This window comes from Streptomyces sp. NPDC025721, assembly GCF_055558595.1.
In genome coordinates this window covers 53,237-76,114 of the sequence record NZ_JBVHMF010000033.1, presented here as the reverse complement: position 1 = coordinate 76,114, position 22,878 = coordinate 53,237, and the positions used below count along the sequence as shown (strand labels likewise).

At 71.6% G+C, this 22,878-nt stretch carries 23 protein-coding genes; 12 read left to right on the top strand and 11 right to left on the bottom strand.

Translation table 11 applies throughout. The features are described 5' to 3' along the window. Nucleotides 1–277: 277 nt before the first annotated feature. The 3 genes from ACZ4EF_RS32635 to ACZ4EF_RS32625 all read right to left on the bottom strand — a co-directional run bounded on the left by ACZ4EF_RS32635 (nt 278) and on the right by ACZ4EF_RS32625 (nt 2,453). Nucleotides 278–1,564 carry an ArsB/NhaD family transporter gene (locus ACZ4EF_RS32635; protein WP_355342566.1) on the bottom strand — a complete coding sequence of 429 codons (1,287 nt, stop codon included), beginning with the start codon at nt 1,562–1,564 and terminating at the stop codon, nt 278–280. 112 nt (nt 1,565–1,676) lie between these two features. After that, on the bottom strand, nt 1,677–2,135 hold the full coding sequence (locus ACZ4EF_RS32630) for a CBS domain-containing protein (RefSeq protein ID WP_355342569.1): 459 nt from the start codon (nt 2,133–2,135) through the stop codon (nt 1,677–1,679). Between the two features lie 45 nt (nt 2,136–2,180). Further along, nucleotides 2,181–2,453 (bottom strand): cation:proton antiporter regulatory subunit, encoded by a 273-nt coding sequence (locus tag ACZ4EF_RS32625; protein WP_188280217.1) that lies wholly within the window; start codon nt 2,451–2,453, stop codon nt 2,181–2,183. Nucleotides 2,454–2,902: 449 nt separating this feature from the next. On the opposite strand from ACZ4EF_RS32625, the gene ACZ4EF_RS32620 reads away from it, so the two are divergent. The 6 genes from ACZ4EF_RS32620 to ACZ4EF_RS32595 all read left to right on the top strand — a co-directional run bounded on the left by ACZ4EF_RS32620 (nt 2,903) and on the right by ACZ4EF_RS32595 (nt 10,167). Further along, the gene (locus ACZ4EF_RS32620) at nt 2,903–3,850 is read left to right on the top strand and encodes a HAMP domain-containing sensor histidine kinase (protein ID WP_401856479.1); all 948 of its coding nucleotides are present in this window, start codon (nt 2,903–2,905) and stop codon (nt 3,848–3,850) included. 26 nt (nt 3,851–3,876) lie between these two features. Beyond that, nucleotides 3,877–4,509, top strand: coding sequence for a response regulator (locus ACZ4EF_RS32615; protein WP_188280250.1), 633 nt, complete (start codon nt 3,877–3,879; stop codon nt 4,507–4,509). A 120-nt stretch (nt 4,510–4,629) separates the two neighbouring features. Continuing rightward, entirely contained in the window at nt 4,630–5,151 is a 522-nt protein-coding gene (locus tag ACZ4EF_RS32610) for a hypothetical protein (RefSeq protein WP_391162999.1), read from the top strand. A gap of 118 nt (nt 5,152–5,269) precedes the next feature. Continuing rightward, nucleotides 5,270–5,632 carry a hypothetical protein gene (locus ACZ4EF_RS32605; RefSeq protein WP_467507736.1) on the top strand — a complete coding sequence of 121 codons (363 nt, stop codon included), beginning with the start codon at nt 5,270–5,272 and terminating at the stop codon, nt 5,630–5,632. Between the two features lie 93 nt (nt 5,633–5,725). Further along, the gene (locus ACZ4EF_RS32600; RefSeq protein WP_467507735.1) at nt 5,726–8,680 is read left to right on the top strand and encodes an AfsR/SARP family transcriptional regulator; all 2,955 of its coding nucleotides are present in this window, start codon (nt 5,726–5,728) and stop codon (nt 8,678–8,680) included. Nucleotides 8,681–8,901: 221 nt separating this feature from the next. Then, a complete protein-coding gene (locus ACZ4EF_RS32595; RefSeq protein WP_402711524.1) occupies nt 8,902–10,167 on the top strand; it encodes a chloride channel protein in 1,266 nt (421 codons plus the stop codon). Nucleotides 10,168–10,232: 65 nt separating this feature from the next. On the opposite strand, the gene ACZ4EF_RS32590 is transcribed toward ACZ4EF_RS32595, so the two are convergent. Together ACZ4EF_RS32590 and ACZ4EF_RS32585 are read right to left on the bottom strand one after the other, a co-directional pair. Next, nucleotides 10,233–10,547 carry a hypothetical protein gene (locus ACZ4EF_RS32590; protein ID WP_391162994.1) on the bottom strand — a complete coding sequence of 105 codons (315 nt, stop codon included), beginning with the start codon at nt 10,545–10,547 and terminating at the stop codon, nt 10,233–10,235. A gap of 248 nt (nt 10,548–10,795) precedes the next feature. Beyond that, on the bottom strand, nt 10,796–11,455 hold the full coding sequence (locus ACZ4EF_RS32585; protein ID WP_391163259.1) for a ScbR family autoregulator-binding transcription factor: 660 nt from the start codon (nt 11,453–11,455) through the stop codon (nt 10,796–10,798). Between the two features lie 111 nt (nt 11,456–11,566). Here ACZ4EF_RS32585 and ACZ4EF_RS32580 point away from each other — a divergent pair, with 111 nt between their 5' ends. Continuing rightward, nucleotides 11,567–12,532 carry a ScbA/BarX family gamma-butyrolactone biosynthesis protein gene (locus ACZ4EF_RS32580; RefSeq protein WP_355342590.1) on the top strand — a complete coding sequence of 322 codons (966 nt, stop codon included), beginning with the start codon at nt 11,567–11,569 and terminating at the stop codon, nt 12,530–12,532. A 161-nt stretch (nt 12,533–12,693) separates the two neighbouring features. Then, nucleotides 12,694–13,386 (top strand): HAD family hydrolase, encoded by a 693-nt coding sequence (locus ACZ4EF_RS32575; RefSeq protein ID WP_355342593.1) that lies wholly within the window; start codon nt 12,694–12,696, stop codon nt 13,384–13,386. A 130-nt stretch (nt 13,387–13,516) separates the two neighbouring features. Here ACZ4EF_RS32575 and ACZ4EF_RS32570 read toward each other — a convergent pair whose 3' ends face one another. Both ACZ4EF_RS32570 and ACZ4EF_RS32565 read right to left on the bottom strand, forming a co-directional pair. Beyond that, complete coding sequence (locus ACZ4EF_RS32570) at nt 13,517–14,263, bottom strand: DAK2 domain-containing protein (RefSeq protein ID WP_391162991.1); 747 nt, start codon at nt 14,261–14,263, stop codon at nt 13,517–13,519. Between the two features lie 35 nt (nt 14,264–14,298). Beyond that, nucleotides 14,299–15,312 (bottom strand): dihydroxyacetone kinase subunit DhaK, encoded by a 1,014-nt coding sequence (locus tag ACZ4EF_RS32565; protein ID WP_355342599.1) that lies wholly within the window; start codon nt 15,310–15,312, stop codon nt 14,299–14,301. 717 nt (nt 15,313–16,029) lie between these two features. On the opposite strand from ACZ4EF_RS32565, the gene ACZ4EF_RS32560 reads away from it, so the two are divergent. Together ACZ4EF_RS32560 and ACZ4EF_RS32555 are read left to right on the top strand one after the other, a co-directional pair. Continuing rightward, nucleotides 16,030–16,362, top strand: a complete 333-nt coding sequence (locus ACZ4EF_RS32560; protein WP_355342602.1) for a MerR family transcriptional regulator — start codon at nt 16,030–16,032, stop codon at nt 16,360–16,362. A gap of 367 nt (nt 16,363–16,729) precedes the next feature. Further along, complete coding sequence (locus tag ACZ4EF_RS32555; protein WP_391046133.1) at nt 16,730–17,974, top strand: PP2C family protein-serine/threonine phosphatase; 1,245 nt, start codon at nt 16,730–16,732, stop codon at nt 17,972–17,974. Here ACZ4EF_RS32555 and ACZ4EF_RS32550 read toward each other — a convergent pair. After that, nucleotides 17,929–18,363 (bottom strand): DUF2267 domain-containing protein, encoded by a 435-nt coding sequence (locus ACZ4EF_RS32550; protein WP_467507731.1) that lies wholly within the window; start codon nt 18,361–18,363, stop codon nt 17,929–17,931. The two genes, ACZ4EF_RS32555 and ACZ4EF_RS32550, sit on opposite strands and share 46 nt — an antisense overlap. Before the next feature lie 174 nt (nt 18,364–18,537). Further along, entirely contained in the window at nt 18,538–18,969 is a 432-nt protein-coding gene (locus ACZ4EF_RS32545) for an Hsp20/alpha crystallin family protein (protein WP_355342611.1), read from the bottom strand. Between the two features lie 141 nt (nt 18,970–19,110). Between ACZ4EF_RS32545 and ACZ4EF_RS32540 the strand changes: the two genes are divergently transcribed. Together ACZ4EF_RS32540 and tal are read left to right on the top strand one after the other, a co-directional pair. Next, nucleotides 19,111–19,785, top strand: a complete 675-nt coding sequence (locus tag ACZ4EF_RS32540; protein ID WP_391046140.1) for an HSP18 transcriptional regulator — start codon at nt 19,111–19,113, stop codon at nt 19,783–19,785. 371 nt (nt 19,786–20,156) lie between these two features. After that, the gene (gene tal / locus ACZ4EF_RS32535; protein ID WP_467345917.1) at nt 20,157–21,779 is read left to right on the top strand and encodes a transaldolase; all 1,623 of its coding nucleotides are present in this window, start codon (nt 20,157–20,159) and stop codon (nt 21,777–21,779) included. 124 nt (nt 21,780–21,903) lie between these two features. On the opposite strand, the gene ACZ4EF_RS32530 is transcribed toward tal, so the two are convergent. Together ACZ4EF_RS32530 and dps are read right to left on the bottom strand one after the other, a co-directional pair. Beyond that, nucleotides 21,904–22,182 carry a DUF6479 family protein gene (locus ACZ4EF_RS32530; RefSeq protein WP_355342620.1) on the bottom strand — a complete coding sequence of 93 codons (279 nt, stop codon included), beginning with the start codon at nt 22,180–22,182 and terminating at the stop codon, nt 21,904–21,906. 44 nt (nt 22,183–22,226) lie between these two features. Then, on the bottom strand, nt 22,227–22,784 hold the full coding sequence (dps, locus tag ACZ4EF_RS32525; protein ID WP_355342623.1) for a DNA starvation/stationary phase protection protein Dps: 558 nt from the start codon (nt 22,782–22,784) through the stop codon (nt 22,227–22,229). Nucleotides 22,785–22,878: the final 94 nt, after the last annotated feature.

Here is a 22,878-nt window from a genome sequence, read left to right as displayed (position 1 = left end):
TCGTAGGTTCGGCGACACAGTCGCGCAATAAGCCGGGCAAGTGAAAGAAATTTCCGTAACTCAGCCTGAAAAGAAGTGAGTTCAGTGATGCGTCAGGGGCGTCGGAGGATGGCGGGAGGGGCTGCCGGTGACACCGGGGCGCGAGACGCCGGGGCGAGGTGAGGCCGCGGTCGGTCGGCCGCGCGGCAGCGCGCCGACCGGGCAGGACGGGATGTCCTGCCCGGTCGGCGGGCTCGCTCGGAGGGAATGCGGCCTGCTCAGAGAAGCCTCGGCCCGCTCAGAGGAAGTAGCGGAGCCAGATGTAGAGCCAGGCGATCACGCAGCTCATGGTCGTCACGATGATGCCGTAACGGGTGAACTGCCAGAACGAGATGCGGTGGCCGCTGCGGGCGGCGATGCCGATCGCCACCACGTTGGCGCTGGCCGCCACCGCCGTGCCGTTGCCGCCGAAGTCCGCGCCGAGGGCGAAGGCCCACCAGATCGCCTGACCGGTGCGCTCGTCGGGCGCCTCGGCCACCAGCCCTTCGACCACCGGGGCCATGGAGGCGACGTACGGGATGTTGTCGAAGAAGGCCCCCAGGATCGCCGAACCGAACAGCAGGGCGGTCGCGGCGCCGAAGAAGTTGCCGTCCACCTGGCCGACCACCCAATCGCCGAACGTGCTGATCACCCCGGTGTGCCCCAGACCGGCGACCATCACGAACAGGCCCATGAAGAAGACCAGGGTGGGCCACTCGACCTCGTTGAGCACCTCGGTGACGTCCATCCGGGAGACCAGCAGCATCAGCCCGGCGCCGACCAGCGCCACCACCGACGGGTCGAGGTGCAGCACGGAGTGCAGCGAGAAGGCGACCACCACCAGCGCGAGTACGGCCAGGCAGCGCACCAGCAGCCGTACGTCCGTGATCGCCCGCCGCTCCTGCAACGCCAGGACAGCGTTGACGTGCTCCGGGTTGTACCGGAACGACTTGCGGAACAGCACCCGGGTGAAGAGCACGAAGACCGCGAAGATCACGACGACGATCGGCGCCATGTGCACCAGGAAGTCCGTGAAGGTCAGCCCGGCGCGGCTGCCGATGATGATGTTCGGCGGATCGCCGATCAGGGTCGCGGCGCCGCCGATGTTGGAGGCCAGGATCTCCGCGATCAGGTACGGCTGCGCGGGAATGTGCAGCCGGTTGCAGACCACCACGGTCACCGGGGCGACCAGCATGATCGTGGTGACGTTGTCCAGGAACGGCGACGCGACAGCGGTGATCAGCATCAGCATGACCATCAGCCGGTACGGCCGGCCGCCCGACCGCTTCGCGGACCAGATGGCGAGGTAGTCGAAGAGGCCGGTCTGCTTCAGCACCCCGACGATGATCATCATCCCGAGCAGCAGGAGGATGACCTCCCAGTCGACCCCGGCGTGCTGGGAGAACCACACCTCGGCTCCGGGCGCGAGGCCGAACACCAGCATCACGGCGGCCGCGACCAGTACGACTTTGACCTTGTCGACCTTCTCGGTGGCGATGAAGAAGAACGCCACCGAGAAGATGGCCAGCGCGACGACGGCGCTCACCGGTCACCCCCCGACCGGCTCGCGCCGCCGCACGACGGGATCAGCCGTCCCGGCGCCATGGGACGTCCGGCCGCATTCAGCCGTCCCGGCGGGAGCAGACGTCCGGGCGCGATCAGACGTCCGGGTGGGCCACCGCGAATTCGGCGATCACCCGCTCCAGCGTGATCGCCCCGACCAGCACACCGGCGTGGTCGACCACCGCCACCAGCGGGCTGCGCTGCCCGGCCATCAGGGCGGCCACTTCCAGCAGCGTCCCGTCCAGGCCGACCGTGACCACCCGGGCCAGCCCCTGGTGCAGGCAGTCGCCCACGGTCAGGTCGCCGAGTTCGTCCCAGTAGTGATCCGCGTGCGCCTCGTCGATGGCCCGGGCCAACGCCCGGTCCGCCCGGTAGCTGTCGGGCACCGCCATCCGCAGCACCTGCGTGCCCGGCAGCACCGTACGCGGTCGGCCCCGGTCGTCCACCACGATCATGCCGGGCAACCGGCGTAGCGCCATCAACCGGACCGCGTGGGCCACGGAGTCCCGAACGGTCACCGTCGGTACGGTCACGGCGATCTGCTGTGCCTGCATTCCACCAACTCCCCTGGCCTGGACCAACCTTCGGATACGTCCTGATCACGCGAACCCGCCCTGGAGCTCGGCGAGCCGGCGTTCCAGGCTCGCCAGCCGGTCGGCGACCGAGACGCTGTGCAGCACCTCGGCGACCTGGTCGGCCTCGTCGAGGTCCAGTTCGATCTGGTTGACCGGTACGTCCGGATCGCCCGCGCCGTAGCAGAGCAGCGATCGGCGTCCGGACTGATGCACAAGTACGCCGAAGCGCTGCCCTTCACGGGTCGAGAAGTGGTTGACGACGCCGACGCCGAAAACACTGGTGCGGGTGATCTCCACTGAGGGCTCCTTCGGGTCATTCGAGCAAGGGAGGCTGGTCCCCCTCTACGTTTCGGGAATTCGGCCGGCCCGGCCATGGGGTCCGACACCCATCTCTGCCCGCGCGGAACATGCAGGTGAAAGGGGTTGTGGATGGGTGAGCGACCCGATGGACAAACGGGCCGCTCCCGAGCGAGGCTGGCACGGTGACCAATTCCGCTGACCGGGCAGCCATCCCCGAGCCCGGCCGCCGAGAGGAGCCCGGGCACCGAGAAGAAGCCGACCGCCGAGGCAAGGACGGACGCCGAGAAGAGGCCGACCGCCGAGGCAAGGACGGGCGCCGGGACGAGCCCGACCGCCGAGGCAAGGACGGGCGCCGGGACGAGCCCGACCGCCGGGGCAAGGACGGGCGCCGGGACGAGCCCGACCGCAGGGCACCTGCCCAGGCGTTGTTCCGCCGTCTGGTCGTGCTGAACGGCCTGGTCTTCACGATCGGTACGCTCGTGCTCGCGCTCTCACCGGCCACCGTCTCCTCACGGGTACGGCTGGCCGAGATCCCGGTGCTGATCGTCGGACTGGCGCTCATCCTGACGGTGAACGCCCTGCTGTTGCGGGCCAGCCTGGCCCCGCTCGAAGCGCTGACCGCGCTGATGCGCCGGGTGGACCTGCTGCGCGGCGGGGACCGGCTGGCGGACTCCGGCAACGGTGACCTGGCGGACCTGATCGCGACCTTCAACGCGATGCTGGACCGGCTGGGGGCCGAACGCAGCGCCAGCAGCGCGGACGCGCTCGCCGCCCAGGAGGCGGAGCGGCAGCGGATCGCGCGGGAACTGCACGACGAGATCGGGCAGAGTCTCACGGTGGTCTTGCTCGGCCTCAAGCGGGCCGTGGACCGGGCCCCGGACGACCTGCGCGACGACCTGCACGCCGTGCAGGAGACGGTGCGGTCCAGCCTCGACGAGGTGGGACGGGTGGCCCGCAGGCTCCGCCCGGACGTGCTGGAGGATCTCGGGCTGCTCAGCGCGATGAACGCGCTGGCGACGGAGTTCTCGCAGGTCAGCGGGGTGCCGGTGGTACGGCGGGCGAAGCCGGACCTGCCCGCGCTGAGCACGGAGAAGGAACTGGTGATCTACCGGATCGCCCAGGAGAGCCTGACCAACGTGGCCCGGCACGCCGGGGCCGGCCGGGTCGAGCTGTCGCTGCGGCCCGAGGCGGACACGGTCGTGTTGCGGGTCGCCGACGACGGCCTCGGCGAGGTGAGCCGGGAGGGCGCCGGCATCCGGGGAATGCGGGAACGGGCGCTGCTGATCGACGCGCGGCTGTCCATCACCGCCGTGCCCGGCACCGGCACCGAGGTCCGGCTGACCGTTCCCGCCGACGGCCCGATTCCGTCGGCGGCGGAGAGGAAGCGGGGGTAAGCGTGTCCACGACCAAGACCCGGATCATGCTGGCGGACGACCACGCACTGGTCCGGCGGGGCCTGCGACTGATTCTCGACGCCGAGCCCGACATGACGGTGGTCGCCGAGGCCGCCGACGGGGCGGAAGCGGTGGAGATGATCCGCGGGTCCGAGATCGACCTGGCGATTCTGGACATCGCGATGCCGCGGATGACCGGCCTGCAAGCGGCCCGTGAGATCTCCCGGCGAGCCCCCGGCGTACGCATCCTGATGCTCTCGATGCACGACAACGAGCAGTACTTCTTCGAGGCGCTCCGGGCCGGCGCGTCCGGATACGTGCTCAAGTCGGTCGCCGACCGGGACCTGCTGGAGGCGGTCAGGTCGGCGATGCGCGGCGAGCCGTTCCTCTATCCCGGCGCGATCACCGCGCTGATCCGGGACTACCTGCATCGGGCCAGGCAGGGCGAGAAGCTGCCGGAGAGCATCCTCACGCCGCGGGAGGAGGAGGTCACCAAGCTGATCGCCGAGGGGAATTCGGCGAAGGAGATCGCCGAGACGCTGGTGATCAGCGTGAAGACCGTCGACCGGCACCGGGCGAACATCCTCCAGAAGCTCGGCATGCGCGACCGGATCGACCTCACCCGGTACGCGATCCGGGCCGGCCTCGTCGAACCCTGAGGCCCGGGGCCGCGGCTGGGTCCGGCACCGGCCAGGGGTCCGACATCGGCCAGGGGTCCGGCGCCGGGTCCCGGTCCGGGTCCGGCGCGCCGCACGCGGCGACATCAGCGGCGCTTCCCGATGGCCACCACGGGATCCGCCGACGCCGCGCCCGCCTGGTCGTGGCAGACCGGCCACATCTACCGGCTCGAATCGTTGTCTCCGGACGCGGGCAACACCTGCATGCAGGACTCCCGCGAGTTGACCACCTATCACGGGCATCCGGTCGACTGGGTCCGCAACGCTCCGTGCGATCTCTACGACACGTCGTACCGGTGGCAGGTCGTCATCAACGCCAACGGCTGGGCGAACCTGGAGAACGTGGGCAGCGGCAACTGCCTCGACTACTCCCAGGAATACGGATTGCGCGGTTTCCCCTGCTACAACACCAGCTACACCGGGGGATGGCAGGAGTGGCGGCTCGTCACCCGCCAGGCTCACGGCATCACCCAGGTCGTGCTCCAGAACGGGCGGTACCAGGAAGACCACGCCAACATGTGCGCCGATCTCTCCCTCCAGTACGGCCTGCGCGGCTATCCGTGCAATGGAACGTCCCAGGACTCGGGATACCAGGCGTGGCTCGTCTTCGACGTGGCCACCTGAGTCCCCCTGTCGACGAAAGCCCACCGTCGAAGGAAGTCCCCTGTCCAAGGCCGTCGTCCGGCTGGTGACGGACACCGTCCGTACCATCAGCACCTTTTCCCACGAAACGGGGTAACAGATGAGAAAGCCGCTCTCCGGCCGCCGCCTCGCCGCCGCCTCGCTGTCCGCGGTCGCTCTCGCGGGCTGTGGTCTGGCGATGGCGCCTGCCGCCTCCGCCGCCACGGCCCCTGCCGGCGCGCCCGCGGCGCAGGTGAAGCCCGACGCCAACCCGAACTCCTGCATCAGCACGCTCACGCAGTGGGGTTACGCGGCCACGACGACGCGGATCATCATCTGCAACACGACCGCTGTCGCCGCCTTCGTCAACGCGGAGAACGCCTTTGTCGCCTGTGTGCCCGCATTGGCCGCCACGATAAAGGACGTCAATGACAGGAACTATGACGTTCTGACGTCCGCGTGCTTCCTCGCGGCGTATGGCTGAACCTGCACCCCTGCGGGCCACGGGGCGGCGCTAAGATCGGTTCTGATGCCGGGTCAGACGGGGGTCCGGCACTGATCGTGGAGTGCCGGGGGCATGAGATTCGGCGTGCTGGGGCCGTTGCACGCCCAGGTCGCGGGGTGCGAAGTCCGACTCGACGGAGCGCGGCAGGCGAAGATGCTTGCCGCGCTTCTGGTCGACGCGAACAACCTCGTCACCATGGAACAGCTCGTTGCCGTGATGTGGGACGGGAAGGTCCCCGCCACCGCGGTCCGCCAGGTCCAGGACGCCATGTCCGGGCTGCGCCGCAACCTCGCCGCGTGCGGGGCGTCGCGTTCCCTGATCAGCACCCGGCGCGGCGGCTACCAGATCCACCTGGAACGGGAGCAGTTGGACCTGCTGGAATTCGACCACCAGCGGCAGCTCGCCGAGCGGCACACCTCACCGTTGGAGACCGCCGTCGCGCTGCGGCGCGCGCTGGCCTGCTGGCGCGGTGACGCCCTGGTCGGCATGGCGAGCCGGGTCCTGGAGCTGGACGCGGCACGGCTGAACGAGAAGCGCGCGGCCACGCACAAGCTCTGCCTGAGCATCGAGGTCGGCCTGGGGCGCCATCGTGAGGTCATCGAGGAACTGACCGCCCTGCTAGGGGAGTTCCCCTTCGACGAGCAGGTCGCCGAGCACTTGATGGTCGCCCTGTACCGGTGCAGGCGGCAGGGCGAGGCGTTACAGGTGTACGAGCGGCTGCGCCGGACGCTCGCGGACGAACTCGGCGTCGATCCCACCCCGCCGCTCCAAGCCCTGCACCAGCGCATTCTGGCCGCCGACCCGTCCCTGGCGGCGCCCGCCCCGGCACCCGCCCCGGCGAGCGGCCCGGCGAGCGGCCCCGCGACCACCGGACCGGACGGGCCCGGCGCCGCCGCCGAACCGGCCATGGCGCTACCGGTACGCCAACTGCCCTTAGGCGTCCATGACTTCGTGGGCCGAGCCGACGCGCTGGCGCAGGTCGCACGGCAGTTGGACGTGTCGGCGCCCGACCGGGCCCCGGTGGCCGTCGTCGTGGGCGGTCCCGGTGTCGGCAAATCCTCCCTGGTGACGCACGCCGCGCGGCTGGCCAGCGCCTCCTTTCCCGACGGCCAGCTCTACCTCGACCTCGCCGGAACGTCGGACGCGCCACGGGACCCGGCGCTGATGCTGGCCGAGGCACTGCGCGCCTTCGGGGTGGGCGGCAGCGCGATCCCGAACGGCCTGCCCGAACGGGCCGCGCTCTACCGGTCGTTACTGGCGGACCGCCGGATGCTGGTGGTACTGGACGACGCCGGTCACGCCAGTCAGGTGCTGCCCCTGCTGCCGGGCGCCGACGGCTGCGCGGTGCTCATCACCAGTCGCATGCTGCTGACGCAGCTTCCCGGCGCCCGGCACATCGACCTGGACGTGCTGAGCCTGGCGGAGGCGCGGGAGTTGTTCACCGGCATCGTCGGGCGGCGGCGGGTCGAGCGGGAACCGGCGGAGGCCGACGCGATCCTCGCCTGCTGCGACAACCTGCCGCTGGCGATCCGGATCGCCGGCGCCAAGCTCACCGGCCGCCCGGCCTGGTCGCTGCGGGTGCTGCGGGAACGGATCGAGGACGAGTCCCGTCGGCTGGCCGAGCTGAGGATCGGGGACCTCAGCGTGCGAGCCAACGTCGAACTGAGCGTGCGGCTGCTCCCGCCCGACGCGGTACGCGCGCTGAGCCTGCTGGGGCTGCTCGGCGCGTCCACCCTGCCCGGCTGGGTGGTCGGCCCGCTGCTGGACCGCCGCGACGCCGACGACGTGCTGGACACCCTCGTCGACGCCAGCCTGGTCCGTCTCACCAGCACCGACGCCATCGGCCAGCCGCGCTACCGGCTCCACGACCTGATCAGGACCTGTGCCGTGGAGCTCGCCGCACAGCTGCCGGAGGCGGACAGGCGGGACGCGATGGTCCGCGTGCTGGCCACCTGGCTCGATCTGGCCGGGCGCGCCACCGATCGGCTGCCCGCAGGGCTGCTGGTCGCCGAACCCGGTTCCGCGCCGCGCCGTTCGCTGCCGGACGCGGTCGTGGACCGGCTGATGGCCGACCCGGTCGCCTGGTTCGACGCCGAACGCGTCACCCTGCTCGGCGCGGTGCGGCTGGCCGTGGACTGGGGACTGGACGAATTGGCCTGGGAGTTGGCGGCAGGTCCCGCGACCTACTACGACCACCGGTGCCTGTACCAGGACTGGGAGCACGGGCACCTGCTCGCGTTGGGAGCGGCCGAGGCCGCGGGCAATACGCGCGGTGCGTCGGTGCTGCTGCGCGGCCTTGGCCAACTGAACATCTACCGCGACGAGTTCGACGGGGCGACCCGCGCCCTGGAGTCCTCCGCCGCCCTGTGCCAGAACGGCGAGGACAAGCGCGGCCAGGCGTTGGCGATGGCCATGCTGAGCACGATCAGCCGGGTGCAGGGCCGTTACGACGAAGCCGCCGCCCGTATCGAGCGGGCCCTGTCCATCGCGGTCGGTGAGGGCGACCGCCACCTCGAAGCCCAACTGTCCTGTTCGATGGGCGTGATGCGGCTCATGCAGGACGAACTCGACGAGGCGGAGTCCTGGTTCGGCGAGGCGTTGCGCCAGGCCAGGGCGCTCGACGACGGGCATCGGGTGGCGGTCGTGCTGCGGCGGTTCAGCCGGCTGCACGACCGGCGCGGCGATCCGGACGAGGCGCTGCGCTGCCTGGGGCAGGCGCTGGCCGCCTTCGAGGAACTGGCCGACGAGCGGTGCGCCGCGTACACACTGCTGGAAGTCGGCCGCGTGCACGCCGGCCGGCACGACCGGGACCGGGCAGGCCCGGCGCTGGAACGCGCGGCCGGAATCTTCCAACGACACGGCGACCGCCACGACGAAGCCGCGTGCTGGCAACTGCTCGGCGACCTGGACGCCGCCGCCGGAGCCCACGACCTGGCACACCGCCACCACGAACGCGCACTGCGGCTGTGGCAGACCATCGGTGACGCGCACCGGACGAAGGCCCCGGCGCCCCCGTCGTCACCATGACGACGCCGCGCGGTCCGTCCGTACCGCCACTCAGGGGAATTCCAGGTCACGGGGCCGTGGCCGCCGGGGGCGGCGGGGTCGGGGTGGGTAGTCTCGCGCTGCCCCGGGTGCAGTTCCGCCTGCGCGCCGACCGATGGAGATGACCTATCGCCGAGTCGAAGGCCGCCACCGCGGGGGCCTCCCCCGGAACCCAGCCGCCCGAGGCCGAGCGGCTGCGGACGATGTTGCGCGACCCCGCCTACCGGCGAGCGCTGCTCTTCTGCGCCCTGATCGGCATTCCGGTGTCCGCGCTGGCCTTCTGGTTCCTCGCGGCGCTGCACGAGTTGGAGCAGTTGGTCTGGACGGACTGGCCCAAGGATCTGGGGTGGCCGCACGCACCCTGGTGGTGGCCCTTTCCGGCGTTCGCGCTGGCGGGACTGGTCGTCCCGCTGGTGGCGGGCCGGTTGCCCGGCCGCGGCGGACACGTACCGGCGGCCGGGTTGCACTCAGGTGGGCCAACGAGGGCAGCGATTCCCGGTGTGATCATCGCGGCGCTGTTCAGCCTGCCGCTGGGCGCGGTGCTGGGACCCGAGGCGCCGCTGATCGCGCTGGGCGGTGGGCTGGCCCTGGTCTTCCGTGACCTGGCGCGCGCGCCGGCCTCACCGCAGAGCACCGCCCTGCTCGGTGCCGCCGGTTCCGCGGCGGCGATCTCCGCGATCTTCGGCAACCCGCTGGTGGCGGGCATCTTGCTGATGGAGGTGGCGGGCGTGGGCGGGCCGCAGCTCTTCGCCGTGATGCTGCCGGCCCTGCTGGCCAGCGGCATCGGATCGGTGATCTTCAGCGGGTTCGGCCAGTGGACCGGCTTCAAGACCGGGAGCCTGGCGGTCGGTCTGCCCGCCCCTCCCGTGCTGGACACCGGCGACGTCGTCTGGTCGCTGCTGATGGGGCTGGTCATCGGAGCGGCCGTCCACGTACTCGTGGTGGGCGGACGGTACGTGGCGGTCTTCGTGTCCGGCCGACTGCTGCCGCACACGACGCTCTGCGCGCTGGCGGCCGGCGGGTGCGTCGCGCTCTTCGCGGTCAGCACCGGCCGCTCGCCGGCCGAGGCGGCGCTGTCGGGTCAGGCGACGCTGTCGCAGTTGGCCAAGGACCCGCATGCCTGGTCGGTGGGGGCGCTGGTGGCGGTGCTCGTCTTCAAGGGGGCCGCCTACGTCCTGTGCCTGGGGAGCCTGCGCGGCGGCCCGGTCTTCCCGGCCCTTTTCCTGGGCGGAGCCGCGGGCGCGCTGCTCGCCCCGCTGCCGGGGCTCGGCCTGGTACCCGCGATGGCGGCCGGGATGGCGGCGGCGGCCACATCGGCGCTGCGGCTGCCGGTCAGCAGCGTCGTACTGGTCGCGATCATGCTCGGCCACTCCGGCTCCGTGCCGGTCATCGTCCTCGCCTCCGTGATCTCCTTCATGGCCGCCGAACTGCTGCCACAGGGGCCCGTTCTTTCCGGACGACCCGCGTGACCCCGGCGCCGGTCCTGCTCCCCCTCCGGCTCCGCCTCCGGCCTTAATCCTGCTCCTGCTCCTGCTCAGCGGACGCGGTGGTCAGGACGCCGCACAGGGGTCCGGTCGGGGACGGGGAATTCGTCTCCGGCGAGTACGAGCGTGCAGGTCGGAGGCTGGGATCGGTGGTGCGGTCGCCCCTCCACGCGGACGGCGAAGGGCCGGGGCGGGTCCTCCGGCAGTTCCCCGGAGAGCGTGAGCCGGTCGGCGTTCCGGTCCTCGCGGTGGCCCACCTCCCGCCCGTCGACGAGGAGTTCGACCTCTCGGTGGTGTCCGCCGCTGACGTCCACGCTGATCGAGTGTCCGGCGTGTTCGATGTGGAAGTGGTGGAGCTGGTTCATAGCGGCCTCGTTCAGGCGCTGGAAAGTGATCGGGGGGTGAGACGCCCGATCCGTCGGCGGACCTCTTCGCCCGCGGGTCGCGCTCGGCGGCGAGAGCGCCTTTCCATCAGATCACGGTCGGGACGTCGCCGCGCGGCGGCCCGCGGTCAACGTACGCATCACCGCACGCGCGGACCCGGCCCCGCATGACGCGGGCCCGTGCGGAGAACCATGGCCCGGCTCAGCGGAATCCGCCGGCTCCACCGCCGCTACGCGGGCGAGGCGACCCGCTCCCCCACCGGCTCGGCCTTCCCGTTCCTGACTCGCCCCAGCAGCCCCGCCGCCTCCGGCACCCGCTGGAGCGCCCTCAGCAGCAGCACCCACAAGTCGTGCAGCCGCTCCTCGATCTGGTCGCGGCCGTCCAGCGCGTCGGAGACGGTGTGGAGGCCGAAGAAGGCGTAGACGACACCGGGGGCCGCGACCGCCGGGGCGACACCGTCGGCCAGTTCCCCACGGCGGCCGGCCTCCTCCAGCAACGCGGTCACCGTCTCGATCCAGGGACTGAACGGGGTCGGCAGCCTCGCGTCGATCGCCTTGCGCTCCATCCATAGCCGGGACCCGGCGCGCACGACGACATCGTCGCGGAAGGCGCGCGCCACGGTGAAGCTGAGCGCGACGAGTTTCTCCAGCGCGGGCGCGTCGGCCGTCCGGGCACGGTCGACCAGTTCCGGCCAGGTCGCGAAGTGCGCCTCGACGACGGCCAGCGCGAGTTTCTCCTTGTTGGCGAAATGAAAGTAGATCGCTCCGCTGGTGCGGCCGGACAGCGCGCTGATGTCGCTGATACTCGTCCCCGCATAACCACGTTCGTCGAACAGACGCGCCGCGGCCTCCAGCAGAAACCGCCGTGTCGTCTCCGCCCGCTCCTGCACGTTCACTCCGCCTGCCGCGCCGTCACCAACAGCAGGCAATCTACTACCTCCGCGTAACATCCACGAAGCAATGCGCGTGCAAATCCCCAGGGCGTGAGTTCTCCTTATGGTATGAATTCTCCGACAGGGGTCGGCGGTCGTGCCCGTCCGCTGACCTGGTCCCGGACGGTCCCCCGCGAGACAGTGCACCGCGCGTCCGTCGCCGAGGTTCTCCTGACCGACGTACGGCCGACGGCGGACGACGCGTTCGAGGCCGCCGCCGCCTGGCCCCGATCGCATACGACCTTCCCCCTCGACGGGACCGACCGGCACAGCCCACTGGTCCTGGTGGAGACCCTGCGGCAACTCGGCATCTACATACCCCTGCGCTGGTACGGGGTCCCGCCCACCAGCCACCTGCTCATCACCGACCTGTCATTCGACCTGCGGCCCGCACGCGCGCCGCGGGCGGGCCACGGCTGCACCGAGGTGACGTGCCGGATCGCGGTCGGCGGTCGCCGCCAGGGGGCGGACGGCGTCACCACCGGCCTGCGGCTCGACGTCACCTACCTCGCCGACGGCCGAGCGTTCGCGCAGGCCAACGGGGGTGCCCGCTTCCTGAGCGCTCACGGATACGCGGCGCTGCGCGCCGAACGCCTCACGGCGCGCCAGCCGACGCCGACGGCCGACGGGCGCCCCGCGCCCGCCGCCCTGGCCGTCGCCCACCTCAGAGATGTGCTGATCACCCACCGCGGCGGCACGGTCGAGATCGACCCGGCCGACCCCTGCCACCCGTTCTTCTTCGACCACCCGACCGACCACGTCCCCGGCATGGTGCTCCTGGAGGCGGCGCGGCAGGCCGCCGCCGAGGTCAGCGGCGGCGTACTACTCCATCCGACGTGCGGCCGTCTGGTGGCGGCGCGGTTCGCCGAGTTCACGCCGCGGGCCAGCGTGGAGTGCGTCCCGCACCACCGGACCTGCGTCTTCCGCATCCACAACGGCGCCGAGCGCGCCGCTTTCGGCGTACTCGGATACGGCGACTCGGGTGATTACGCAGAGGACTCACTTGACTACGTTGGGTTGACGTCCATAACGTAACGATCGATATGTTCTTGGCGGTCTCCCAGACGGCCCTTTTACGGGGCCGCGTCCGCCGAGGGCCCGCGCCCGTCTGCTTTCACCGGTATGCCGACCCCGCCGCGAGGAATGCGACGTCGCATCGCCGGCACATTCAGGCATTCCTGAAAAGGAAATCCCCGATGAACTCTCACCCCATTCTTTCGTGGACACCCGCGGCCATCGTCTTCGACTGCGACGGCACACTCATGGACACCGAACGCCATTGGCAGCAGGCCCGCGAACTGGCCATGAACGATGTCGGGGTCGCCCCCGCCGAGGGCTTCGCCGAACGGGCGAAGGGCCTGCACTTCACCGAGTGCGGTCAGCTCATGGCCGACGAAGCAGGCCGCCCCGAGCTCGGCGTCCAGCTCACCTCCGGCCTCCTGCACCACTTCCGCGCGCTGGTGGCCCGCGAACCGCAGACCATGCGCGGCGCGCGGGAGCTGGTGGAGACGGCCGCCAAGTTCGCCCCGCTCGCGGTCGCCAGCAACTGCCCCCTGGACGTCGTGGAGACCTGCCTCGACCACGCCGGGCTCCGGGACCACTTCGACCACATCGTGGTCGCCGACGAGGACAACCGGCCCAAGCCCCACCCGGACGTCTACCTGACCGCGGCCCGGCTCTGCGGCGCCGCGCCGGGCGACACACTGGCGGTCGAGGACTCCGCCTGCGGGGTGGAGGCGGCCGTACGCGGCGGCCTGCGCGTCGTCGGCGTCGGCCCCTGGCCGGGCGAGGACATCGCGGCGCGGGTCGACCTGTGGGTCGCGACGCTCGACGAGCCGGGCATCTTCGAGTGGGCGACGCGCCGGATGGCCCAGCGGCTGCCGGTCTGATCCGACCCGCCGCGGACCGGCGGGTCTCCCGCCCCGTGTCCTCCGGACGGACCGGCCCACTCCCCCGCTGCCCCGTCCGCCCGCGGGTCACCCGCCGGGTCCGCCGGTCGTCCGTCAGCCGCGTGGCCGGTCAGGCACTCTGTTCCTCCGGTACGTCCCCCGCCGCCGCGAGCAGCGGGCCCAGCCGGGAGACGGTTCCGCTCGCGGAGGAGAACAGCAGCGCGATCCCCACCGCGCCCGGGTCCGGGACGCCGGCCGCCCGGTCGCCGAGGTAGCTCGCGCGGCCGCGCCTGGCCGTCAGCCGGGCGGTGTTGCCGACGCCTTCCCACGCGGCCCGCGCCGCGTGGGCCACGGCGGTGGCCGGGTCGGTCCCCGGCGGCTGCGCCGTCAGCGCGTCGGAGGCCGGGGCGAGCGCGTCGACCAGGGTCTTGTCGCCAACGGTCGCCTCTCCGACCCGTTGAATGGCCGCGAGGCCGTTGCCGACTCCGGCGGCCAGCGCTCCGGCGTCGGGTCCCCCCTCGCTCACCGCGAGCGCCGCCGCCATCTCATGGAACAGCAGGCCGAACAGGGGCCCGCTGGTGCCGCCGACCTCATCGAGGAAAGCGGCCGCGGCGGCGTCCAGCGGGCCAGCGCAGCTCGCCTCGGGGGGCCTCACCCGCTCCGGTGCGCCGTTCGAGGCGGCCTTCCACGCCTCCGGGCCGATCGGGTCGTCGAGACGTCGCAGCGTCGCCCGGAGGCCCGCGACGAGGTTCGCGCCGAAGTCACCGTCGCCGACCTGCTGGTCCAGTGCGGTCAGTTCGGGCTCGGTGGCCTCCGCGGAGGCGGCGAACCGGCGTATCCAGGCATCGGTGAACGCGGTGCGGGACGGTGCGGCCATGACTGCCTCCGGGGAACTCGTGAGTCGCGGGGTTCCTATACGACCGGTGCGGTCGCGGGCCAGGCGGGGGTGTGGGCGGGCGCGTCGTAATAGGCGAGGGTGTCCGCGTCGGCCACCAGCAACGTCAGCGAGAAGCCGCGCATGTCCAGGGCCGTGACGAAGTCGCCGACCAGGGTGCGCTCGACGGCCGCGCCGCGCCCGTCGAGCACCTTGGTGACCTCGTGCAGGACGGCGTACAGCTCCATCCTGGTGATGCCGCCGAGGCCGTTGACCAGCACGATCACCGACGTGCCGGGGACCAGGCCCAGGGGGTCGGCCAGCGTGCCGACCATGTCCGCGGCCAGGTCGCGCAACGGGCGTTCGCGCAGCGTGCGACGGGCCCGTTCACCATGGATGCCGACACCGTACTCGAGACCGCCGGCCGGCAGGTCGAAGGCGGGCAGGCCGGTGGCGGGAGCGGTGTGGGCGGCGGAGGCCACGGCCATGCTGCGGCAGCGGCCCACCACGTCCACGCCCAGGGCGGCCAGGTCCTTCAGGCCCATCCCGGTGTCCGCCGCCGCGCCGAGGATCTTCTCGACCAGCACCGTCGCACCGGTGCCCCGGCGGCCGTTCACGACCTCCGCGGAGTCCGAGGCGGCGTCGTCGTCGATCAGGACCCGCGCGCAGTCGACGCCCTCGCGAGCGAGCCGTTCGGCGGCGATACCGAAGTTGATCTTGTCGCCGGTGTAGTTCTTCACCAGGTGCAGCACACCGTTCTCCCGCGCCACGGCGAGCGAGGCGGCGAAGATCTGGCGGTTGTGCGGCGAGGCGAAGACGCGGCCGGGACAGGCGGCGTCCAGCATGCCCGCGCCCACGTAGCCGATGTGCAGCGGCTCGTGCCCCGAGCCGCCGCCGGACACCAGGCCCACGCGCCGCGCGGGCGACGGGGTCAGCGCCCGTACGAAGCCGTTCGCCTCGTCCCAGGCGACGCTGTCGGCGTGCGCCCGTTCGAAACCGGCCAGGGAGTCCACGACGAGGTCGTCGATCTCGTTCGCGAAGTAAAGGCCCATGGTGCACCAGACCTTTCCGGAGAACGCGGTCGGTCTCCTGCGTAATCATGCTGTTCGGTATCACCCGAAACGGCAACTTTCCGCCCACGTACGAGTGGCTGTCCCAGAAGTACCGGACGTACGAGCGGGCGGTCGGGTATAAGGCGTGCCGCGTGGCCGCCGGAGGTTATCTCCCTCTCGGGACACGCAGAATCTATGTCGGCCGGAGTAGACATTCGGCGGTGACGTGGTTATGGTTTCTCTCGTAGCCGAGATCAGCAAGGCCCGGCAGACACGAACTGCCGGGCAGCAGTACGCGAAGTGCAGGACGCAGGACGGTGCGGTGGTGGAGTTCCAGAGCCGGGGTTGTTGCCAGACGGGCGATGGGACTGACCGCCGGACCGGGTGGCCCGAGGTGATCAGGGGCCGCCACGAGCAGTACCGCAGTGCCAAGAGATGATTCAGAGGGTTGATCCCGAGGGAAGAACGGAGGAGCCGAGCGCCATCAGGATCGCCCGGGCGGATTTTCGGGCCCGGGTACCGCAGGACATCGATAGTGAGGTGGTCTCCGGTCAAGCAACCGCGATCCCCGCATCAGCCGCCAACCCCCTCCCGGTGGCGATGCGGACACAGAGAGCCGGCGCAGTACGTAAGCCGGTAGATGGTGTAGCAGTTCCTTCGGGGCCTTGGTGCCGTTCGGCACCAAGGCCCCTCAAGCGCGTTCCACAGAGAGGCGAGATGACAGCAGACGACTCGTTCGGCCGACTCGACGACGACGACTACCCCGCGTACACCATGGGCCGAGCAGCCGAGATACTCGGTACCACCCAAGGCTTCCTCCGCGCGATCGGCGAAGCCCGCCTGATCACCCCGCTGCGTTCCGCGGGCGGACACCGCCGCTACTCCCGCTACCAACTGCGCATCGCCGCGCGCGCCCGCGAGCTCGTCGACCAGGGCACCCCCGTCGAGGCGGCGTGCCGCATCGTCATCCTCGAGGACCAGCTCGCGGAGGCCCAGCGCATCAACGAGGAGCTGAGTTCCTCCGAGCCCCGCGACCGGGCCACCGGCTGAACGACTCCCGACCTGAGCGATTCCCTACCTGAACGACTCGCTCCCTGAACGACTCCGACGTGCCGTGGCCCGGCATTCCGCGTGCTCCCGGCGGAGGCCCGAGCCGTGTCCTCGCCGCTCCCGGCGAGAGCCGCTTGTTGGGGACGGGCCTGGGTGGGAGGGTTGTGGGGACCGTCGTCCCGGCCGCCGCGGAGTGGCCGGGTGGGGTGGTCGCGCTGGTGTCGTTCCCTCGGGCGTGTGCCCTGTGGTCCCCGGTGGCATGTGCTGGTCGATGTGCGCGACCTCGTGGTCCCGCGCTGTGAGGGGATTGAGTCATGGCGGAAGAGATTGATGCCGGCAGGGTGCGTTCCGGTCCGAAGCGGTGGGCATGACCGCGCACGGTCTGGCGCGCGCACTGGCCGGGTTGCTGGAGGCCAGCCATACGGCGCCGTTCGAGCGGTTGCCGCGTCTGCTGGACACCGCGGCCAAGCAGGCAGGCGCGGGCGGGGCCCGGCTCTTCGTGGCGGATCTCCAGGAGGAGGTACTGCGCGAGGTGACCGGGACCGGCCTGAACGCCGGCGAAGGCGGCGAGGAGCACCGGATCGAGGGCACCTTGCCCGGTCGCGCCTACCAGATCACACAGGTCACCGCCCCGGCGTCCGGCGGGGCGTGCTGGATGCCGGTGCGGGACGGCACGGAACGTCTGGGCGTCCTGCACGTCGAGCCCGGCCCCGACGACACGGGCACGCCCGACGGTGAGGTGGCGCTGGCGCTGGCGTCGATGGCCGGACTGCTGCTGGTCTCCAAGCGGGCCAACAGCGACTCCCACGCCCGGCTGACCCGCACCCGGCCGATGGGCGTGCCCGCCGAACTCCAATGGGCGCTGATGCCGCCACGGACCTTCTCCGACCAGCGGGCCACGGTCAGCGCCTTCATGGAACCGGCCTACGAGGTGGCCGGGGACGCCTTCGAGTACGCGCTGGCGGACGACATCCTGCACCTGGCGATCTTCGACGCCATGGGCCACGACACGTCCGCCGGACTGACCGCCGCTCTGGCGATGTCCACCTGCCGCAGCCACCGCCGCGCCGGCGCCACCATTCCCGACGCCAGCAGAGCCATCGAAGACACGCTGGTCGGGCAGTTCGGACACACCCGGTACGCCACCGGCGTCCTGGCGGACCTGGAACTGGACACCGGCAAGTTCAGCTGGGTCAACCGGGGCCACCTGCTGCCGGTACTGATCCGCGGGGGCCGGTGGTCCAGCACCCTGTACTGCCCTCCGGCCGGGCCGATGGGCAGCGGATTCAACCTGCCGGTCGAGCAGCGCACCGAGCAGTTGGAGCCCGGAGACCGGCTGCTGCTGTTCACCGACGGCATCACCGAGGCCCGCGACAGCGACGGCCGGGAATTCGGTGTGGAGCGTTTCACCGACTTCATCACCCGCCACCACGCGGACAACCTTCCCGTGGACGAGACGCTGCGCCGCCTGATGCGCACCGTCATGGAGTACCACCACGGCCGCCTCGAGGACGACGCCACCGTCCTGTTCTGCGAATGGCACGGCCCGGACGGCGCGACGGGGGGTCAGGCGGCTCGGGCGAGTTCGGCGCGGCCGAACAGCAGGGCGTAGCCGGCGGGGAGTTCGTTGATGGTGCGGGTGAGCAGGTCGCCGGGCAGGAGGGCGGCGACGGTGCTCAGGACGGCGCCGGTGTCCCAGCGGGCGACGGCGGGGGTGACGCCGGTGCGGGCCGCGATGTCCTGGACGAAGCTCCAGCCGGTGCGAGGCTGCGCGGTGGGCGCCTGGGCGGTGAGGACGTCAGCGGCCTGACGGGGCAGATGGGCGGCGAGTGAGGTGCGCGGGTCGTCGCCGAGCTGGCTTCCCAGGGCCGCGAGCACGGCGTGGACGGCCTGCTCTGCGCGTTCGCGGGTGGGGTAGGCGCCGTCGTAACGGACGGTTTCCAGCATCTGGTCGTAGGTGAGCGCCGACGCGGTCCGGCGCTGTTCGGACTGGGCGGGCATGGCTGCGGCGGTGGCCTTCCGTTTCGGGCGGCGGCCGGGCCCGGTGAGCGGGGCCGGCCGCCGGGCGGGGTGGAGGAGATGTCGGTCGGCGGCGAAGGAGGGTGCCGACGGGTTCGCGTCCTTCGCCAGCGCGGTACCGCGGGCGGCGGGGGCGGTACCGCGGGCGGCGGGGGCTCAGCCGGCGATCTGCCGGCGGTTGTCACCCGCGCCGACGGAGATCTTGCGGGGCTTGGCCCGCTCGGCGATCGGGATGCGCAGCGTCAGCACCCCGGCCTCGTAGTCGGCCTGGATCTGCTCGGTGTCCAGGGAGTCGGCCAGCACGATCTGGCGGGAGAAGACCCCCAGCGGCCGCTCGGACAGATCCATCTGCACGCCCTCGTCGTGCGGGGCGGGCCTGCGCTCGGCCTTCACCGTCAGCATGTTGCGCTCGACGTCGATGTCGATCGCGTCCGGCGAGACCCCGGGGATGTCGAAGGACACCACGTACTGCTCGCCGTCGCGGTAGGCGTCCATCGGCATCGCGGCGGGCCTCGACCAGGTGCCGGGGCGCAGGAGCTGCTCGGTGAGTCGGTCCAGTTCACGGAAGGGGTCGGTACGCATCAGCATCGCGGAACACCTCCAGGAAGTCGGGCGCTTGGCGCCGGTGTCGTTCACCTGCCCTCTGTTGTAGCATGTCATCTATCCGATGACAAACATTGATGTCACCCTGAGGGTGACACCCCTGGGTGACAGCCCGGAGGAGGCGCCATGACAGCCGACCAGCCCGCCCCGACACCGTCGCCACCGCCCGCCGCGGCCACCTTCCCCGCCGCCGCGGCGGCACTGGAAACCATCGACGCGGCCGTCCGCGACGCCCGCGGCCCGGCACCCGACCAGCCGTCGGCCGCTGCGGCCGACCCCCGGCACGTACTCGCCTCGCTCCTGCTCCTGCGCGAGATCCGCGAACAACTCGCCGGCTGGGAAACCGGCCTGATCGAGACCGCGCGGGCGGCCGGTGCCAGCTGGGCCGACCTCGCCGCGCCCCTCGGTGTCTCCAGCCGCCAGGCCGCCGAGCGCCGCTACCTGCGCCTGCGCCCAGGCCCGGCCGGCTCCACCGGCGAGGAAAGGGTCAACGCCACCCGCAACCGCCGCGCCGCCGACAGAACCGTCGACGCCTGGGCCCGCACCAACGCCGCCGACCTGCGCAGACTCGCCGGCCAGATCACTCAGCTCACCGACCTGCCGACCGCCGCCGACACCGCCCTCGGCCACCTCGACACCGCCCTGGCCGCCGACGACGCCGCCGCGCTCATCACCCCGCTCACCGCCACTCACGCCCACCTCCAAGCGGGCCACCCCGACCTCGCCGACCGCGTCCACACCGTCACCGAACACACCCACCAGCTCCGCAACCCCGCGGGGCGACCGCCGCACACCCCGTAGTCACACCTCCGGTCAGGTGGTCTCGCCCGCCGCGTTCCGGCCCGGCCGACCGCCGGACGGGCTCCGACCGGGCAGCGCGCGGACCCGGCGGCGTTCGAGGTTTTGAATTCGCTGGCTGGGCAGCCGCATAACGGGGGCCGGTCTCTTCTGAGGTGCCCAGTCATGCCGTAGGCCGAGGAATCCGTCGAGCTTCAGCCGTCCGTTCCCCGGCACGGCACGCGCTGATCCGCTGGGCGCTCCGTACGCCCGGCGCACGGCGCTCTGCCTGCCCCTCGTACATGTACGAACCCCGCGTCCCCGGGCGTCGGGCCGGTACGCGCACCGCGTACACCGCGCGTCGTTCGGCGCAGCGCCCCTATGGAGGTCCCGCAATGTCTGTTCCCGTCGCATCCGATCCGCTCGCCGAACTCTCCGCGGCCGGAGTCTCGGTCTGGCTGGACGACCTGTCCCGCGAGCTGCTCGCCGGTGGTGAGCTGAAGCGGCTGATCGCGGACCGGCACGTGGTGGGGGTCACGACGAACCCCACGATCTTCGCCTCCGCGCTGTCCAAGGGGGACCGCTACAGCGAGCAACTGCGGCGCCTGGGCGCCGAGGGCGCGAGCGTGGACGAGGCCGTCTTCGCCCTGACCACCGACGACGTCCGGACCGGCTGCGACCTCTTCGCCCCGGTGCACGAGCGCACCGGTGGTACCGACGGGCGGGTCTCGATCGAGGTGGACCCCCGGCTGGCGCGGGACACCGACGCCACGATCGAGCAGGCACGCAAGTTGTGGGAGGCCGTGGACCGGCCGAATCTCCTGGTGAAGATCCCGGCCACCCGCGAGGGCCTCGCCGCGATCACCGCCGCCGTCGCCCGGGGCATCAGCGTCAACGTCACGCTGATCTTCTCCCTCGACCGCTACCGCGCGGTGATGGACGCCTACCAGAGCGGCCTCGAACAGGCCCGTGAGGCGGGTCTCGATCTGGCGGCCATCGACTCGGTCGCCTCGTTCTTCGTCTCGCGCGTGGACACCGAGGTGGACGCCCGGCTCGACGCGCTCGGCACTCCCGAGGCCCGCGACCTCAGGGGCGCCGCCGCCGTCGCCAACGCCCGGCTGGCGTACCGGGCCTACGAGGAGATGACCGCCGCGCCGCGCTGGCAGGCGCTCGCCGCCGCCGGAGCCCGCCCGCAGCGCCCCCTGTGGGCGTCCACCGGGGTCAAGAACCCGGACTACCCCGACACGATGTACGTCGGCGAACTCGTCATCGCGGGCACCGTCAACACCATGCCCGGCACGACCCTTGAAGCGTTCGCCGACCACGGCGCCCTTCCGGCCCACCCGCCGACCGGCGAGGAGTACACCGCGGCGACCGCCCACTTCGAGGCGCTGGCGCGGGTCGGCGTGGACTTCGCGGATGTCACCGACACCCTGGAGCGCGAAGGGCTGACCAAGTTCGAGGACAGCTGGACCGAACTGGGCGCCTCCGTGGACAACGAGATGCGCGGCGCCACCGCCGCCGCCGCGTCCGCCTCCGGCGGAGCCGGTCTGCTGGCGATCTATCTCAACGACCACCTGTCCGGCGCGACCGGCGGACTGGAGCTTTTCCGCCGGGCGGCGCAGACCCAGAAGGACCGCGACGGCGGCCCGGAACTGGCGGAGCTGGCCCGCCAGATCGAACAGGACCGTGACTCGCTGATCCAGATCATGACCGATCTGGACGTGTCCCCCGACCGCTCGAAGGTCGCCATCGGATGGGTGGCGGAGAAGGTCGGCCGCCTCAAGCCCAACGGACACCTCTTCACGCGATCCCCGCTCAGCGACCTGCTGGAGCTGGAATCCATGTGCCTGGGTGTTGCGGGCAAGGCGGCCTGCTGGCGCACCCTGCGCACTCTGGCCGAGACCGAGACCCGGCTGTACCCCGAGCACCTGGACACCTTGCTGGAGCGCGCCGAGCACCAGAGCGCCGTACTCGAGGAGTTGCGTCTGGCCGCGGCCGCCCGCGCCCTCCCGTAGTCCCCGGCCGTCATCGCCGAGAACGCCGAACCCCGCACCTGCCGTGAGGCGGATGCGGGGTTCGGCGTTCTACGTCCCGACGTCCGGGACGGCGGGCGCGGGTACGGGCCGGGAAGGCCGCCCGTCACCGCGTCTGACGGTGAGGGGCGCCTTGCTCGGGGTCGTCGTCGATGGTCTGCCACGTCCGGCCGCGCTGGGCGTCGGCCGAGGCGGCGGGATCCGGCTGCCCGTTCGGCGCGGCGGGATCGGGACGTACGGCCGGGGCGGCGGTCCGGCGGGAGCGCATACGGCGGCTGCCGTACCAGAAGCCGCCCAGGAGGACCGCGGCCACCACGATCGCGGCCAGGAGGATGAGCAGGCTGCCGGAAACCCCGGAGCTTGCCAGGTAGTGGGTGGATGTCATGAGGGTTGTCTCCTGCTCTGGGGCTGTCCGGCGGTGACGAGCGGTCAGCCCTTGGCCTTGCCGGCCGCGCCCTTCTCGGTGGCGGCGCCGTCGGTGACGAGGGTGCCGCCGGTGGTCTCCAGGTGCGCCCGGACGAACCACTGGAACTGCTCCAGGTCGCGGAGCTGTCCGATCAGCAGGTCCTCGGTGGCCGGGTCGATCTCGCCGGCCACCTCGATCGCCTTGCGGACGTCCTCGACGACGCCGTTGTAGACCAGGTTGAGGGCGCCGAGGTGGGCGATGGCGTCCTGGCGGCCGATGCTGTAGTCGTTCCAGGTCCGCTCACTGACCAGGGCGCCCGGGGTGCCCAGGGCGACACCACCGAGCGCGGCGATGCGCTCGGCGACGTCATCGGCCATCGCGCGGACCTGCTCGACCTGCGGGTCGAGCATCTCGTGGACGGCGATGAAGTGCGGCCCGACGACGTTCCAGTGCACGTGCTTCAGCGTCAGATGGAGGTCGTTGAGGGCGTGCAGCCGCATCTGGAGAATCCCGATGAGCTCGCCGCCCTGCTTGGTGGTCAGGCCGGGGACGGTGTACTTCGGAAGCTTGCGCGTGGGCATGGCTGTCTCGCTTTCGTCGGTCGAGAAGGTCGTGAATTTCGGCTCGGGCACGTGTCAGGCACGAGCCGGGCTTGGTGAGCGGTCCCCGCGCGGT